This window comes from Sphingobium sp. TB-6 (assembly GCF_012927365.1).
GTDB lineage: Bacteria > Pseudomonadota > Alphaproteobacteria > Sphingomonadales > Sphingomonadaceae > Sphingobium.
This window is the reverse complement of sequence record NZ_JABBGL010000001.1, coordinates 145,431-161,083: the sequence shown is the minus strand read 5'-3', so window position 1 is coordinate 161,083 and position 15,653 is coordinate 145,431. Positions and strand designations below refer to the sequence as shown.

Sequence of the window (15,653 nt, the reverse complement as noted above, 5' to 3'; positions counted from 1 at the left end):
GACGGGATCATCGAACTCGCGCGCGTCCCGCGGCGCGCCGCCCCAGATCGCGGATTTCACCAACTGTTGTGCAAAATGCCGCGCATCCATCGGGCCGCCGATGCCAGCCATGGCTTATCAATATCGGCAGCCATCAGCAGCACCGTGGCATGGCTTGCGCCATCCACTTCCAGCATTTCCACGCCGACGCCCTTCGAGCGCGCCACCATCGCGAACTTTTCCGCCTGCACCATCAGATGCGGCAGATCCTGCGACCCGTAGGTGATGAAGAACGGCGGCACATGGTCGCCGATCTGGAAGACGGGACTGGCATGCACTTCGGCGAAAGCGCCCGGCGGCCCAAGGAAGCGCGGCCGCACCGAAGATCCTGACCCCGGCGTGAAATCGTAGGTGCACGATATCGGCAGGCAACCCTTGATGACGTCTTCGGGCAGCCCTCGGGACGTTTGCCAATCGGCCCGTGCGGCCAGGAGGCTCGCCAGGTGGCCGCCCGCCGAATGTCCCCCGATGAACAAAGCGTCGCGATCGTAACCATGCGTTTCCGCAAGGTTCCAGACCAATGTCACGGCGTCGGCGACGTCGTCGAAATTGGCAGGGAAGACATGCTTCGGCGCCAGCCTGTAGCTGCTGCTGACCAATGTGAAGCCTGCGGCGTTGAGCGGCGGGGCGAGGAAAGCCATCTCTTCCTTGTAACCGTTGGTCCAGCCGCCGCCGTGCAGGAAAAGAAGGACGGGACCGCCCCGCCGCGCGCAAGGATAGACAGTAAGTGACTGGCTCGGATCGTCGCCATATATATGCTCATGACCTTCGATGCCTTGTGCAAGCGTCATCAGCCGCTCATGCAGAGCCCTCGCCACGTCGGGGACCGGCTCTTGCGGCGGATAGGCATCTATGCGCATCGTTTCGGGCGTTCTTTTCCGGATATTCGCTTGTCCGGGCCGTCTGGCTCGGCGGCAAGCATGTGGCGCGATCAGAGCGTGCGGTCGACGATCGGATCATGCACGGTGCCCAGCCAGTCGCCCAGTTGCGATGGGTCACCCTGCACCCGCATCTCGCCGCTGCCCAGATAGGTGCCGATCGCCTCGTGATAGGCCGGGTCGGCACTATAGAGGGTATTCAGCCGGTGCGCGGCGGACGACGTGATCTCGATGAGGATGTCGGCTTGTTCGTCCAGTCCCACCCCGGCCCGGAATGTCGGCTTGCCGCTCACGATATCGAAGCGGAGACCCTGAACCAGCCCGTCCGCCAGTGCGACGCCATCGATGTAGCGCTCCACCACCGAAATCGTCAGATCCGGCGGCAGGCCGGCGCCAGCGGCCGCTTCGCGCATGTGGCCGCCCACCATCTCGAACCAGGCGGGTGTCCCGTGGGGCAGCTTTACCAGTGTCGTCATAATGTCGTCCTCTTGTCCGATGCCCGTACGGCGATCATCCGGCCGGATCAGCCCGCCGCGTATTTCTTGTCGAGTTGCTGGATACGCTCGAAATATTCGACCAGGTTCGGCGGGGACGCATCCTGGTCGATCTCGCGGAAAATGGTGCCGACCGTGACCGCCAGCTTGCCCTGGTCCGGCCATCGGGCAAATTCTCCCAGCGCAATGTCCTGCGCCGTGGCCCATGCATCCATGCCCGCTGCGTGGCGCTTACGCGCCTCTTGATCGACGAATGTCAGATAATCGCGCATCTTCCGGACGCCCGCCTTGTCCGTCAACGGGCCGTGACCCGGAACGATCGTGTCAACGTCCAGAGCCATGATGCGATCGCACGCCTTGATCCAGCCGCTTACCGGCCCGGTCCAGGTGATCGGCGTGACGCCCACCGATATCACATCGCCGGCAAATACAACCCGGTCGACGGGCGAATGCACGATGATGTCTCCCGGGGTACTCGCCGGGCCGACCGGAATCAAATGAACGTCCTTCTTGCCGACCTTGAGCGTGATCTCGCTGGAAAATGTCCGGTCGGGCCCGCTTGGCGTCAAACCTTCGAAATCGAATGCCGCAAATTTGTCGATGAACCATTGCCCTAGCTCGCCCATGCCGGGCGCGGCGCCCAGAAGCTTGCCGATCTGCTGCGGGCCGTTATCGGTCGCCATTTCCTGCGCCGCTGCCGCCGACGCATAGCTGGTAGCCGCCTTCAAAAGGCCATTACCCCACGTGTGGTTGCTGGTTTCGTTGGTGTTGACGAGCGTTGCGATCCGGTCGGCGCCAAAGCCCGTCGCGGTCCGCATCGCGTCCAGCATCTCGCCGGTAAGGCGCTCGTCCACCAGCGTATCGACAAGCAACGCCTCATCGCCATCGGTGATGAGACCAGCATTGCTATAGTTCCACGTCCCCGGGGGCGCTATCCAGGCCCAGGTCCCACCGCCAAGGTCGCGCAGGCTCTTGGAAAACAGCGTTGTCGGCATCTCATACTCCCATCGGGACCAGGGCATTGCGGGGTGAGCGGGCTTGCGCGACTTCGGCCTGCGCCCGTCCGAAGCCCGCTCCACCGGTTCAGAACGCTTCGTCGAAGGCGTTCATCATCGCCTTCCAGGACCGCGCATCCGCCTTTTTATCGTAGGCGATGCCTGGATGGCCCATGTCACCGGCGTTCGGATTGGTGAAGCTGTGCTTGGCGCCGCCATAGACGAACGACTGCCAGTCCACCTCCGCCGCGCGCATTTCCTCCTCGAAGGCCGCGCGTTGCGCTGCGTCGACGATGGGATCGTCGGCACCGGTCAAGGCCAGGATCTTCGCCTTCACCGCACCCTTTGCGGCGGGCATCCCGGTCACGAGATTGGCGTGAAGGCCGACGGCGAGCTTCAGGTCGATACCCTCGCGCGCCAGTTCAAATGCCAATGCCCCGCCCATGCAATAGCCGATGACGGCGACATTGGCGCTATCCACCTCCGGTTGTGCCAGCAGGACGTCCAGCCCGGCCTTGCCGATCGCGCGGAAGCGGGGCGAGTCTCCGAACAATTCGCCGGCCCGCGACATCAACTGATCCATCGGCAGGGGCTTCCCGCCGCCATGGAAATCCAGCGCAAAAGCGGCATAGCCCAGGCCCGCGAGCCGTTTCGCGACATCGCGTGTCGTGTCGCTCAGGCCCGTCCCTTCGTGGCAAACCAGAACGGCCTTGTGCCGACCGCCCCCTTCAGGCGCGTAAAAGCTCCCAATCATCTCCCGGCCATCGGCCTGGTAGGAAAGTTCGCGCGTAGTCATAGCCATCAAATCCTCTCTTTGCGCCACATCATTGAACTGCTGCGGTGATATCTTCGAAAAGGCCGGCGTCCTGACCTACCAAAGCCAATGCCGTCAGCGGAACGTCGGACACAGCCGGCGCCTCCGCTGATGGATATGCCGCGATTATTTTCTGATTTCTATTCCTTCCAGACGGCCCGCCGCTCGCCAATCTTCCAGGATTTTATTGAAAGCATTGGAGCCGGGCGCATAATAATCGCCCGAGAAGGTTGCGATCGACTCTTTAAACTGACCTTCATTATTATAATATCCGGGCGTGCAACTCTCCAGGAACTTGTCGTTGTAACCGGCGTGGGAGCGAATTTCCCTGACCCACGCATCTTCGCCTTCTTCGGTAGCTTCGACAACGGCCTCGGGCCCGGCTTTTTGGGTTTCGGCAAGAATGTAGGAAACCTGCTTCGCCACCTCATCGACGATGGCGCAATAGTTCCACGATCCGCCCACTTGCGTAAGCCCGACAACAAAGAAATTCGGGAAATTATGCACGGAATGGCCATGAAGGGTTCGTATGCCCTTGCCCCAATGGTCGTACAGATCCAGGCCGTTCTTGCCATAGGCTTCGAACCCGTACCGCCTGCGGTACGTGCCGCTTACCTCGAAGCCGGTAGCGTAGATGATGCAATCGACCTCATATTCCTTACCGTTGGCGATCAAGGCATTTTTCGTGATGCGCTCGACGCCGCGTGAGGCGCTGACGTCCACGAGCGTGACGTTGGGCCGGTTGAAAGTCGGGAGATAATTGTCGTTGAAGCATGGCCGCTTGCAGAATTGAGCGTACCAGGGCTTCAACGCCTCGGCCGTCTCGGGATCGTGGACGAGTTCGTCCACACGCGCCCGGATTTCGTTCATCTTCTCGAAGTCCGCGATCTCAAGCCGGTCCTGACGCTCCCCCAGATCATCCTTGCTGGCCTGTTCGACCGCGCCGACTGCATGAACGATAGGAACCCGGCGGAATATGTCGGTCCAACCGTCATTGACGAGATCGACCTCGAAGGGTTCCCCCCGAACAACGGTATTGAAATTATCGCTGCGTTCCCGCTTCCAGCCCGGCTTCAATGATTTCACCCATTCGGGGTCCGTCGGCTTATTGCCGCGCACATCGACCGACGATGGCGTGCGCTGAAACACATAGAGATGCTTGGCCCATTCACCCAGATAGGGAACGGCCTGGACCGCCGTCGCCCCTGTGCCGATGATGGCCACCTTCTTGTCGGCCAGCTTGGTCAGGTTGCCGCTATGATCGCCGCCGGTATAGTCGAAATCCCAGCGGCTGGTGTGGAAACTGTGGCCCTCGAAATCGTCGAATCCCGGGATATTGGGCAGCCTCAGCCGCGAAAATGGACCGATGGCGCAGATGAAGAAGCGCGCCTTAATCTTGTCTCCGCGATTGGTGCTGACGATCCAGCGCTTGCTCGGTTCATCCCAGCGGACTTCCGTGACCCGCGTCTGGAAGACCGCCTTGTCATAAAGATCATATTGCTTGGCGATACGCTGAGCATGCTCGTACATCTCGGGCGCGTAGGAATATTTCTCCTTGGGCATGTAACCGGTTTCTTCAAGCAGCGGAATGTAGACATAGCTTTCGATGTCGCACTGCGCGCCGGGATAGCGATTCCAATACCAAGTGCCACCGAAGTCAGACCCGTCTTCGATGATGCGGATGTCCTTAACACCCGCCTCCGTCAACCGTACCGATGTCAGCAGACCGGTCCAGCCACCACCTAGAACGACGACTTCCACCTCATCGGTAAGCGGCGCGCGCTCCTTGGTTTCCGGCGCAAAGGGATCAAGCGTGATGTATCGATCATGATCGCCCACCGGCGCCATATATTGCGCTTCGCCATCTTTACGCATGCGCTTGTCGCGCTCGGCGTTATATTTGGCGCGAAGGGCGACCGTGTCTATGGTGCCCACCTTATCATCAGACATATTCCCAGATCTCCGTCTCTAAGCTTGAGCTTGAATGTCGCGTCACTTGTGGAAGCCGTCCCTCGCTGAGAGCCAGCGGGCCTAGGCGACCGCGATGCTCGGCCGAACCATTTTCATTGTCCCAGCCCGCATCGCGCTGCGCTCCCGTGGGTGACGGCATGGGGCAACCAAGCTGTGTCTCGACAATACGGAGCAGTGCTCCGTTTGTCAAGCTGCATATATGTCTCCGGGTGCGTTGGCATGCATGCGACGGCGCTTGTGCCGAACCTGTTTCGGCGGGTCAGTGGCGTCGCAAACCGCTTCGTGGTTGCGCTGTTGCGCAACCACGACCGCGGATCGTACAAAGATATTTCTCCCCAGGTCATCAGACCTAGAACTTATACCCGATGGTGAAATCGACCGTTCGCGGCGCTTCCAGATATCCCGAGATTGCGCCACCCGCGAGCGGCGACCCCGCATAGCCGTTGATCACTTTCACCTTGTTGCCAAGATTCTTGGCATTGAGGCTCGCATAGAGATGCCCGTCACCAGCGTCGAAATTGAGCGACAGGTTGAAGCGCGTGCGCGCCTTAACCGCGCCGACCGGATCGGTATTATATTGCGTGATGTAAAGCTTGCTTGTGTACACCGCCTCGCCGCGCAAGGTGAAGTCGCCCATGCCTGAAGACAGGGTGTAAGCCGCCCCCAGACGACCGGACAGACGCGGCGCCTGCGGCAACGAATTACCCTTCAGATTGAAGGCGGGCTGCCCATCCGCATCGGTCGTGACGCCGTCGCCGCCCGGCCGCAACTGATCGAAGGCGACGTATTTCGAATATTCCGTATGCAACCAGGACCCGTTCAGATCGAACTGCAATGCCTGCGTCGGCTTGGCGATGACTTCCGCTTCCAGGCCGTAGATTTTCGCAGCCGCCGCATTTTCGAGAACGGTCTGCGTCGGCCTGGTATTATAGACCTGCACATCCTTGTAATTATAATAGAAGCCGGCCAGATTGGCGCGCAGACGCCCGTCCAGCAACGTGCTCTTGATGCCGACTTCGAAGTCGTCGAGCTTCTCGGGCTTCACGGCATCCTGCACGACGCCGAAATTATAGGTGCCGCTCTTGAAGCCCTTCGTGTACGACGCATAGAACAGCGTCTGCGGCGTGATCTGGAAATCGATGCCCACTTTCGGCGTGAAAGCCTTCCATGTATGCTTCGGGTCGCACGGGACACCGCTGCCCGCATAACCGATCGTCGGAAGACCGGCTCCGCATTGAATGGCGAGCGTGGCGGGCAAGGTTCCCATGGAAGAAAGATCAAACGGCGAGAACAAATCGACCACATTCTGGTTGATCGTCGATTTTGTCTCTATGCTGTAGCGACCGCCCAGCGTGACGCTCAATTGATCGGTGAACTTGCGCGTATATTGCCCGAAAATCGCGTAGGCGTCCGTCTTGATCTGGGAGCCGGTATAGAGACCCTGCGTGTTGTAGATGGTGGCCGGGGTCGGGGCGCCGAACAGCGGAAGGAAGACGTTGCTGAAACCGCTCGTCAACGATCCGTCATCCTTTTCATGGAAATAATAGCCGCCGACGATCCAGTGCGCGCTGTCTCCCTCGCCGATGATCTGCAATTCCTGGCTGAACTGGGTGGCATCGTCGGCAACCTTGGACGGTGAGATCAGCGATGCACTTGTCAGGTCGACATCGCCCAAGGATGCCGACTTCGAACTCCGGTAGCCGGTAATCGAGCGCAGGCTAATGGACCCCAGATCCAGATTGATAGTGGAACTCAGACCCCAGAAGGTGCTGTCGCTGGTGGGATCATATTCCTGGGAAATATTGCGAAGCTTGGTCGGAGCCGCGCCGGGAACGAAACCGGCGAGGAAAGCGGGAGGAACGGCGCCCCACAGCGGGCCGCCTGAGATGGTGCCCTGAAAATGGATCCCGGGATGCGTCTTCGACCGATAATAATCGGCAGCCAGGAGAATGGTGAGATCCTCCGTCGGCAGGATCTTCACCTTGCCGCGGATCGCCCGTTCCCGGTTGTCGTCGATCTTCCTGCCGGTCGCCTCATTCACGCCATAACCGTCGTGATAGTCCCAGCGCCCCGCGATGCGGACCTGAACCTTCTCTGAGAGCGGTCCACCGACGGCCCCCTCAACGGCGAGATGGTCATAGTTGCCGTAATTTAGCTGAGCATAGCCCGAAAGATGGGCGGTCGGATCGGCCGTGATGATGTTGATCGAGCCGCCGGTGGCATTGCGCCCGTAAAGCGTGCCCTGCGCACCGCGAAGCACTTCGACCCGCTCGATGTCGTAAAAGCCGCTGAGCGCCGTCGCGGGGCGGCCATAATAGATGCCGTCCGTATGGAACGCGATCGGGTTTTCCACGCCGAAATTGAGCGCATTGAGGGTGATGCCGCGTAGCGTCACGCCAGGCACGCCGAAGAATTTACCCAGTTGGAGACCCGGCACGCTCTGGGTGAGAGCCGCCACACTCGAGATGCCCGCGCTGCGCAAATTCTCGCCGCCAATGGCGGTGATCGCGATCGGCGTCCTTTGCACGGACTCAGAGCGCTTCTGCGCCGTAACGATGATATCGCCGATAGCCAGATCGGCGGCTTGCTGGCCCTCCGACGCCACAGAGGCGCTGCCCTGCTCGGCAGGGATGGCGTTCTGGGCATGAGCCTGCGGCGCCAGGAGCGCCCCTACCGCGATACCGTACATCCATGGCGCGACACGCTGCGCGATCTGCCGGGACGGATATCTATTGTCCTTGTTGCTCATCATTCCTCCACCTCCCCTATTTGCCCCCGCCTGCTTTGGCTCGCGGGTTTCGACCTATCCTTTCTAAGCCGCACGGGTTGCGGATTCCAATCTCACCTTAGCATCACCCTCATCTTGAGGGCGTGGCGAAGGGCGAGGATAATCGCCCAGAAGTCGCCGACATCGGGGGGCTTGGAGCGCTGCAGCGCACCTCGTTCCGAAGGATGCGCAGATTCTGCCGCCATCGCTCTCGTCGCCTGGTGGACCAAATGAGTCCCCACCCTAAAGTCAGTCACCCTCAAAATCATCGGTAACAGGCGTCAACAGACGCCGGTTCGCAAAGAAGGCGTCCACATTTTCGATGAGTTGGTTGCTCATCGCATGGCGAGCACTCGCCGTCGCGCTGCCTTGATGCGGCTGCAGCACGACATTGTCGAGCGCGGTCAACGCCTCCGGGACATGCGGTTCATTTTCGAACACGTCGAGCGCGGCAGCGCCAAGCCGACCGGTTTCGAGCAGTTCGATCATTGCCTGCTCATCGACGATGTTGCCCCGCGCCACGTTGACGAAGGTGCCCTGCGGTCCAAGCGCACTCAGCACCTCACGCGAAATCAGGCCGTGCGTAGATTCGCCGCCGGGGCAGCAAGCGATCAATATCGTGCAGGCGTCAGCCATGCTCAGCAGATCCGGCCAGAACCGATAGTTCGCGTCAGCTTTGCGGTTACGTCCATGATAGGACACTTCCATTTCGCATGCGACGCAACGACGGGCGAGCGCCGATCCGATCCTGCCGAGCCCCAAAATGCCGACCCGAGCCCCGCGAAGCGATCCCGTGAGCGGCATGCGTCTGTTCGACCATTGCCCGCTGCGGACGAAATCATGACCTACGCAAATTCGGCGTACTGCGGCGATCAACAGGCCAAGCGCGAGATCGGCGACATCTTCCGCCAGGACACCCGGCGTGTTGGTCACCTGGATACCGCGCGCGCGGCAAGCATCCAGGGCGACGGTATCAGCACTGCTGCCAAGGCTTGCGATGAGCTTCAGTGCCGGCAGTCGATCGAGCTCGCTTTCGGTTACACCTTCAACACCGTTGGTCACAAGTACCTGGCATGCCGCCAATCCTCGATGGATGCCGTCGCAGGCCGGCGGCATACGCAGCACGCCGTACCGATCATCAAGCACGGCGAAGGTGCGCGCATCGATCTCGCCCAGCAATGCTACCCGCGCAAGCATATGGCACCGTGATCGATCGACCCGGAAAAATCGTCGCGGGATGCCGCGCTGCGACCTGTTCCGGCAAGAACGTCACATCCGATGAGCAGGGCGTCGTCCGTTCCGATCGTTTGCCAGAAATCGGATTTGGAATGGATCGCCATCTGAGCCCCACTGTCTGCTCGCCAGAACGCGCCATTGCTGCGCGCCGCGACTTTTATAGCGCCCTCGATCGGATCGGGATCAATGCGGATTCCAGATCAGGCCAATCCCCGTTGGCGATTGGACATCATGGGCGATGCCGTCTGCGAACAGCACGGGGGCCGCTGATTCGCTTGTGCAACCGGCGTAAACTGCTGACAAAAACAGCACGCCGACCCACTCGGTTATATGACAGGCCGATCTTCCAAGGCGTGCACGATGTCGCGATCACCTGCAAGATCGAGCACCATGCTGCGGAACCGCCGGCCGGCGGCGGAGAGAGGACGCTCGCGAGAATTGCTGACCGTCCAGCTATAGGAAGTTTGCTTCAGCGGCGAACAGGTAAAGGCTTCACTTTGCTGGATTTCCTGGATCGCGCTGGATGGAAGGGCCGTATAGCCCAGCCCGTTACGCACGAGATCGATCAGCAGCGGAATGGAGTTCACGTCCATGACGACATCAAGCGACAGATTAAGACGTTGCGCCGCATTGTCGATCAAAAGGCGCATGCTGTTCGGACGGCTTGTCAGGATGAGCGGTAGCTTGGCGAAGGTACGCATATCGATGGCCTGCCCGTTCAGCTCTGATCCCGCGGCTCCAAGCGCGTAGACCTGGTCCCGCTGGAATGGATAGGATTCCAGGACCGTTTCCGGTTCCAGAATGCCGAATATCGCCACATCGACATGGCCACTGAGCAACCATTCGCGCAGTTCGATGCTGGTGCTGACCCAGATCGTGAGTGCAACGTCGGGATGGGCCTTGCGATATTCGGCAAGCAAACGCGTCGCGATAGCCCGCATGGACGGAGGCAGACCGATGGCCAGTTCGCCCCTGGGGAGGTCGGCTTTCGCAACCAGTTCCTCACGGGTCTGTCGAAACTGCCGCAGGAGCGAATCCACGCGCTGAGCTAGAATTTCGCCGGCCGGAGTAAGTTGTACGCCGCGACCGCTACGCTCGAACAAGGCAACGCCAAGGTCCGCTTCGAGTTGCTGAACATGGCGGCTAAGCGCCGACTGGGCGATGTGCAGATGTGCTGCAGCCCGGTTGAAGCCACCATGGTGGGTCACTTGCTGGAATATCTCCAGATGGCGCATGCTCAGGCCAACTCTCATCTCGAATCCCATACAACGACAAGAACCGTTCCGTTTTTAGCATGATGCAACTTTCCCGTCATGCTCCTTCAGGATCGCTCCAATCCATCTTTTCGGATTTGTTCCAATACTAGGGCTCCGCCAGAGTCATCATCAAAATCGACTTGTGACATGGGTCAGCATAAGGGCAGCGAAATGCGGATGGATCGCATCAACATCGTTCCTTTCCGGGGGAAGACGCCGAGGATCGACCCTACCGCGTGGATCGCTCCGGGCTGCCATATCATCGGGGATGTCGAGATCGGCCCGGACGCCAGCATCTGGTATAATTGCGTCCTGCGAGGGGACTCCAATTGCATCCGGGTCGGCGCGCGATCGAACATCCAGGATGGCAGCGTCATCCATTGCGACGCGGCCGATGGCGCCAATCCGGGCTATCCCACGGACATCGGCGAAGACGTGCTCGTCGGCCATATGGCGATGGTCCACGGATCCACATTGATGTCCGGGAGCTTCGTCGGGATCGGGGCGATCGTCATGGACGGCAGCGTGATCGAACCGGGCGGCATGCTCGCCGCAGGCGCGATGCTGACCCCCAGCAAGCGCATTGGATCAAACGAGCTGTGGGTCGGACGCCCGGCCAAGCTTCTGCGTGAGATGTCGCAGGCCGAGCTGATCCGCAACCAGTCCGGTGTGCATCACTATGCGCAACTGGCGCGCGAATTTCGTCTTGCCGCCAGCTGATATTACGCGCGTGCGCTGAAGCGTGCGCTATAATGACAGAATAGGCTGCGGTCGGCAAACACGCGCAAATGCAGTGCCGACCACAGCCGAAAACAAAAGCACGACGGGATGGGATTTTACGGATGACGACGGATCGGAAGGAAGGCGACTTTCACAACGGCGGTTCCGGCAGAAGCGCGCGTTGGGTCACGCTGGCGGGATGCTTCCTGTGCTACGGTTTCGATGCCGTCGATTTCATGATCCTCGCGCTCGCTCTCCCGGCGATTGTGGGCGACTTCGGCCTGGGTCTCGGCGAAGCGGGACTGATCGGCACGGCCGGCATGATCGGCGTGGGCCTCAGCAGCCTTCTGCTCGGCTGGTATGCCGACAATTACGGTCGCCGGCCCGCCTTGATCGTCAGTGTCCTGATCTTCGCATTGTTCACCATGGCAATCGCGTTCGCGCGCGGCTGGTGGGACATGATGGTCCTGCGATTGCTGGCCGGCCTGGGTCTGGGCGGGGTGTGGGGGATTGTCTCTGCCTTGGTCAACGAAAGCTGGCCACGGCATTTGCGCGGTCGCGCCAGTGCCTTCGTCCTCAGCGCCTGGCCCGTTGGCTTCATCCTCGCGGCTCTCTTGGCGCACATCCTGCTGCCCGGACATGGATGGAGGGGGCTGTTCCTTTCGGGCGGCCTGGCGCTGGTCGCGGTCGTCTTTGTTGCGGCCGCCGTTCCTGAATCCAGGGTTTGGCAGGAGGAAAGGACGCGACGCCACATCGCCGTCGGCAACCAGGCTGTTTCCTTGAGCGAGATATTTTCTCAGGGCCGGTGGCGCCGCACGTTACTGGCTACATCGATCGCCGCATGCGCTCTGACCGGCTATTGGGGAACGAACACCTGGCTGCCGACCTATCTCGTCAGGGAACGCGGGCTGGATCCGGCCGCAATGACGACATTCCTTATCGTCATGAACATCGGCATGTTCGTCGGCTATCAGTTTTTCGGGTTCGTCGCCGACCGGATGGGCGCCAAGAAGACGATTCTGTTCTGCTTCGCTGCAACAGCCATATTATTGCCGATCTATGCCCAGATCAGGGATTTGACGCTGCTCCTCTGGTTCGGCCCGATCGTTGCCCTCTTCTTTGCCTATTTCGGGATTTTCGGGACGTATTTTTCCGCCCTTTTTCCCGCGCATATCCGATCGACGGGCGCGGGATTCTGCTTCAATGTCGGACGGGGCGTTTCCGCTTTCGCGCCTTTCGTCCTGGGAGAGATCGCCACGTCTTTCAGCCTGTCGACCAGCATCGGGCTGTGCGGCATCTTCTTCCTGCTTGCCGGCCTTCTGATGGCCTTGATGCCTGATCTCGACATGGACGCGCATGAGGCGGCATCGCAGCAGCACACGCCTGTCCTTGCCGAATAAGTGCTTCAGCGCCCCTCGACGACCACACGGCAGCGCTCAGCCGATCTCTGGGCTCGCCTGCGACCTTATTGCAGGGGGCCGGCCGATGGAGGCGCAGGCTTTGCCGACGATGCCCGCGCGCGTTGCGCCTCGGAATCGACGAATATCCGGATGGCTTCCGCCTGTTCCGCTGACAGATATTTCCCCCATCCGATCATGCCGTTGTTCTTCAAAATGCCATCGATCACCACCGCTTTCCATGTCGCGGGGTCCTGCAGCGTCCCGGAGCGGCGCAGATCGGGAATGACATTGCCGGCCATCGCCGGCGGCAGATGGCACCGGCTGCAATAGCGCGCATATATCGCGCTTCCTTCAGCGATCCGCGCGGCCGGCCAGGAAACCGACGACGCGTTGAACGGACCGGCAAGCGGGGGATCGGCCGGAAGCCGCGCCTTGCCGCCCAATTTGAAGGCGACGACGCGGCCGACATGCGGCACATAGCCCGTGGGCGTGAAGAGTTGCGCGCGCGCACCCGAAGAAACGGCGACAAACTGCTCACCGTTCACGGCATAGCTGACCGGCACCGCCATGACGCCGTTGGGCAAATGGTATCGCCAGACCTCGGCGCCGTTATCGGCCCGGACTGCCCGCAAATAACCGATGCCGACTCCTCCCCCCAGGAAGATCAGGCCACCGCGCGTTCCGAGCACGCCGGCGGCATCGCTGACCGGCACGCGCCACGCCGCCTTCTGCGAGCGCGGATCCCAAGCCAGCAATTCATAGGGCGGATTGGGCAATTTTGGCAGCCGCAGCCTGTCGCCGTGCGGAGCGAGATAATCCACCCCGGTATTGGGCACGCCGCCCGCCTCATGTTTGTAACCCGCCTGGCGGCTGAAGATCATGGCATTGTGGTTCACCGTCAGATAAACCAAGCCCTTCGCCGGATCAAACGCCATCGGATGCCAGGTGTGAGCACCAAAGGCAGCCGGCTTCACAACCGATGGTCCGTCAAGATAACGGGCGCCGGGATTTTCGACCGGACGGCCGGTAGCAGTGTCGATCCTGCTCGCCCAGCTGATCCCGTCAACCAGCGCGTCAGCCGAGATCAGTTTCCCGGTGGTGCGGTCGATGGCGTAGAAGAACCCGTTTTTATGCGCCTGGAGCAGCGCCTTGCGGGTCACGCCTTTGAAGGCCAGGTCGGTAAGGATCATCGGCTGAGTCGAATTATAGTCCCAGCTCTCGCCGGGGTTCGCCTGATAATGCCAGATATAACGCCCCGTATCGGGATCCAGCGCCAGGATCGATGCAAGGAACAGATTGTCCCCCCGCCCTTCCGAGCGACGCACATGATCCCACGGGTTGCCGTTGCCCGTCCCCACATAGAGCCGATTGAGTTCGGGATCGTAGGATATTGCGTTCCAGGCCGTCCCGCCCCCGCCATATTGCCAATATTTGTTGCCGAACCAGGTCGGCCTGGCCAACTTCTCCAGGACGGCATCGGACGCGGCACCGTCACGCTTTCCCGTCTGCCCCGGCACGGTATAGAAGCGCCACACCAGCTTGCCCGTCTGCGCGTCATAGGCCGTGACGAAGCCGCGCGCGCTGAACTCCGCGCCGCCATTGCCGATGATGACCTTGCCCCGCACCACCCTTGGCGCTCCCGTGATCGTGTAGCTTTTCGCGTTGTCCGCGGTCTGCACGCTCCAGACGGGCTTTCCGGTCTTCGCGTCGAGCGCAATCAGCCGCGCATCGATCGTGCCGACATAGACCTTGCCGTCATAGACGGCAGCGCCGCGATTGACGACGTCGCAACAGGCATAGACGCCCGCCTCGCCAGGCACCTTGGGATCATAAGACCATATCAGCCGGCCCGTCGCCGCATCCAGCGCGAACACCTTGCTCCACGCGCTGGTGACATACATCACGCCATCGACCACCAGCGGTTCGGATTCCTGTCCGCGCGTCGTGTCGAAGTCGAAGGACCAGGCAGGCTTGAGATCCTTGACGCTGTTCAAATTGATCTTGTCGAGTTCCGACCAGTAGCGTCCCGCATATCCGCCCCCGTTCACCAGCCAATTCTGTGGTTCCTTGGCGGCGTCGAGCAGGCGCCGATCGCCAGCCGCAACCTCGTTCCGCGGCGTGCACGCGACGATCATGCCCGCAACCGCGCATAAGGGCATCGCCGCGAGCACCCGTTTCGAAAGGCTTTGACGTACGGTTTTGGAACGGGTGCTCAGCATCTGATGGTCTCCTGGCCCTCTTCCATGACAGGCAAGATCGAGCCTCGATTGAATGCAGCGACGGCAGGCATCACAGCGCGGTATAGCCGCCGTCCACGGCGATGCAGGCGCCAGTCACGAACGAGGCCGCGTCGGACATGAGCCATGCGGCGGTCTCGGCAATCTCTTCGGGCTTGGCGATCCTGTTGATCGGATGTCCGGCTTCGACCATTTCGCGCAGGCCGGGTTGTCCCTTCACGGCCTCCAGAAACAGCGGCGTTTCGGTGGCGCCGGGAGCGATCGCATTCACGCGGATGCCCTTCCCGCTCACTTCGGACGCGGCAGCCCTCGTCACCCCCAGGACGCCATGCTTCGTCGCGACATAGTCGACCGACATCACGACGCCGACAAGGGCGGAAACCGACGCGTTATTGACGATCACGCCGCCGCCATGCGCCAGCATGTAACGAAGCTGATGTTTCACGCACAGGAATATGCCGGTCAGATTGACCGCGAGAGCTCTTTGCCATCGTTCGAGCGCAACGTCGCTCAAGGCGGCAGGCCCCTGGTTGATGCCGGCATTGTTGAAGGCGCCGTGAAGCCCGCCGAAGGTCGATACCGCAAAACCGATCATCGCCTGCACGTCCTCCTCGCAGGTGACGTCGGTCCGTATGAATGCCGCGCGACCGCCTGCAGCTTGGATCTCGGCTACCGCCTTGGCTCCGGCATCCTCACCCAGGTCAGCGATCACCACGCTGGCGCCACGAGCCGCGAACAGTCGCGCGGCCGCCTTGCCGATGCCTGCGGCGCCCCCCGTGACAGTTATCACCCGGTCGTCCAGTCCGGCCCTGTCGAACGCCGCTATCGTCGTCATGCTCCCGCTCT

At 61.0% G+C, this 15,653-nt stretch carries 12 protein-coding genes; 2 read left to right on the top strand and 10 right to left on the bottom strand.

Going from position 1 to position 15,653, the window contains the following annotated elements:
• Window positions 1-56: 56 nt before the first annotated feature.
• The 8 genes from HHL26_RS00655 to HHL26_RS00620 all read right to left on the bottom strand — a co-directional run bounded on the left by HHL26_RS00655 (window position 57) and on the right by HHL26_RS00620 (window position 10,429).
• Window positions 57-899 (bottom strand): alpha/beta hydrolase, encoded by an 843-nt coding sequence (locus HHL26_RS00655; RefSeq protein ID WP_169575687.1) that lies wholly within the window; start codon window positions 897-899, stop codon window positions 57-59.
• 71 nt (window positions 900-970) lie between these two features.
• Window positions 971-1,393 carry a hypothetical protein gene (locus tag HHL26_RS00650; protein WP_169575686.1) on the bottom strand — a complete coding sequence of 141 codons (423 nt, stop codon included), beginning with the start codon at window positions 1,391-1,393 and terminating at the stop codon, window positions 971-973.
• A gap of 47 nt (window positions 1,394-1,440) precedes the next feature.
• The gene (locus tag HHL26_RS00645; protein WP_206377295.1) at window positions 1,441-2,406 is read right to left on the bottom strand and encodes an MBL fold metallo-hydrolase; all 966 of its coding nucleotides are present in this window, start codon (window positions 2,404-2,406) and stop codon (window positions 1,441-1,443) included.
• A gap of 88 nt (window positions 2,407-2,494) precedes the next feature.
• Complete coding sequence (locus tag HHL26_RS00640) at window positions 2,495-3,208, bottom strand: dienelactone hydrolase family protein (RefSeq protein WP_206377294.1); 714 nt, start codon at window positions 3,206-3,208, stop codon at window positions 2,495-2,497.
• Between the two features lie 138 nt (window positions 3,209-3,346).
• Window positions 3,347-5,170 carry an NAD(P)/FAD-dependent oxidoreductase gene (locus tag HHL26_RS00635; protein ID WP_169575684.1) on the bottom strand — a complete coding sequence of 608 codons (1,824 nt, stop codon included), beginning with the start codon at window positions 5,168-5,170 and terminating at the stop codon, window positions 3,347-3,349.
• Between the two features lie 370 nt (window positions 5,171-5,540).
• Entirely contained in the window at window positions 5,541-7,943 is a 2,403-nt protein-coding gene (locus tag HHL26_RS00630) for a TonB-dependent receptor (RefSeq protein WP_169575683.1), read from the bottom strand.
• Between the two features lie 264 nt (window positions 7,944-8,207).
• Window positions 8,208-9,155 carry a 2-hydroxyacid dehydrogenase gene (locus tag HHL26_RS00625; protein WP_169575682.1) on the bottom strand — a complete coding sequence of 316 codons (948 nt, stop codon included), beginning with the start codon at window positions 9,153-9,155 and terminating at the stop codon, window positions 8,208-8,210.
• A 365-nt stretch (window positions 9,156-9,520) separates the two neighbouring features.
• Window positions 9,521-10,429 carry a LysR family transcriptional regulator gene (locus tag HHL26_RS00620; RefSeq protein WP_169575681.1) on the bottom strand — a complete coding sequence of 303 codons (909 nt, stop codon included), beginning with the start codon at window positions 10,427-10,429 and terminating at the stop codon, window positions 9,521-9,523.
• Between the two features lie 168 nt (window positions 10,430-10,597).
• Between HHL26_RS00620 and HHL26_RS00615 the strand changes: the two genes are divergently transcribed.
• Together HHL26_RS00615 and HHL26_RS00610 are read left to right on the top strand one after the other, a co-directional pair.
• Window positions 10,598-11,170 carry a gamma carbonic anhydrase family protein gene (locus HHL26_RS00615; protein WP_240962246.1) on the top strand — a complete coding sequence of 191 codons (573 nt, stop codon included), beginning with the start codon at window positions 10,598-10,600 and terminating at the stop codon, window positions 11,168-11,170.
• Between the two features lie 122 nt (window positions 11,171-11,292).
• Window positions 11,293-12,570 (top strand): MFS transporter, encoded by a 1,278-nt coding sequence (locus HHL26_RS00610; RefSeq protein WP_169575680.1) that lies wholly within the window; start codon window positions 11,293-11,295, stop codon window positions 12,568-12,570.
• Window positions 12,571-12,635: 65 nt separating this feature from the next.
• Here the strand turns inward: HHL26_RS00610 and HHL26_RS00605 are convergent, their stop codons facing one another.
• Both HHL26_RS00605 and HHL26_RS00600 read right to left on the bottom strand, forming a co-directional pair.
• Window positions 12,636-14,789, bottom strand: a complete 2,154-nt coding sequence (locus tag HHL26_RS00605) for a PQQ-dependent dehydrogenase, methanol/ethanol family (RefSeq protein WP_169575679.1) — start codon at window positions 14,787-14,789, stop codon at window positions 12,636-12,638.
• 70 nt (window positions 14,790-14,859) lie between these two features.
• Window positions 14,860-15,642 (bottom strand): glucose 1-dehydrogenase, encoded by a 783-nt coding sequence (locus HHL26_RS00600; RefSeq protein ID WP_169575678.1) that lies wholly within the window; start codon window positions 15,640-15,642, stop codon window positions 14,860-14,862.
• Window positions 15,643-15,653: the final 11 nt, after the last annotated feature.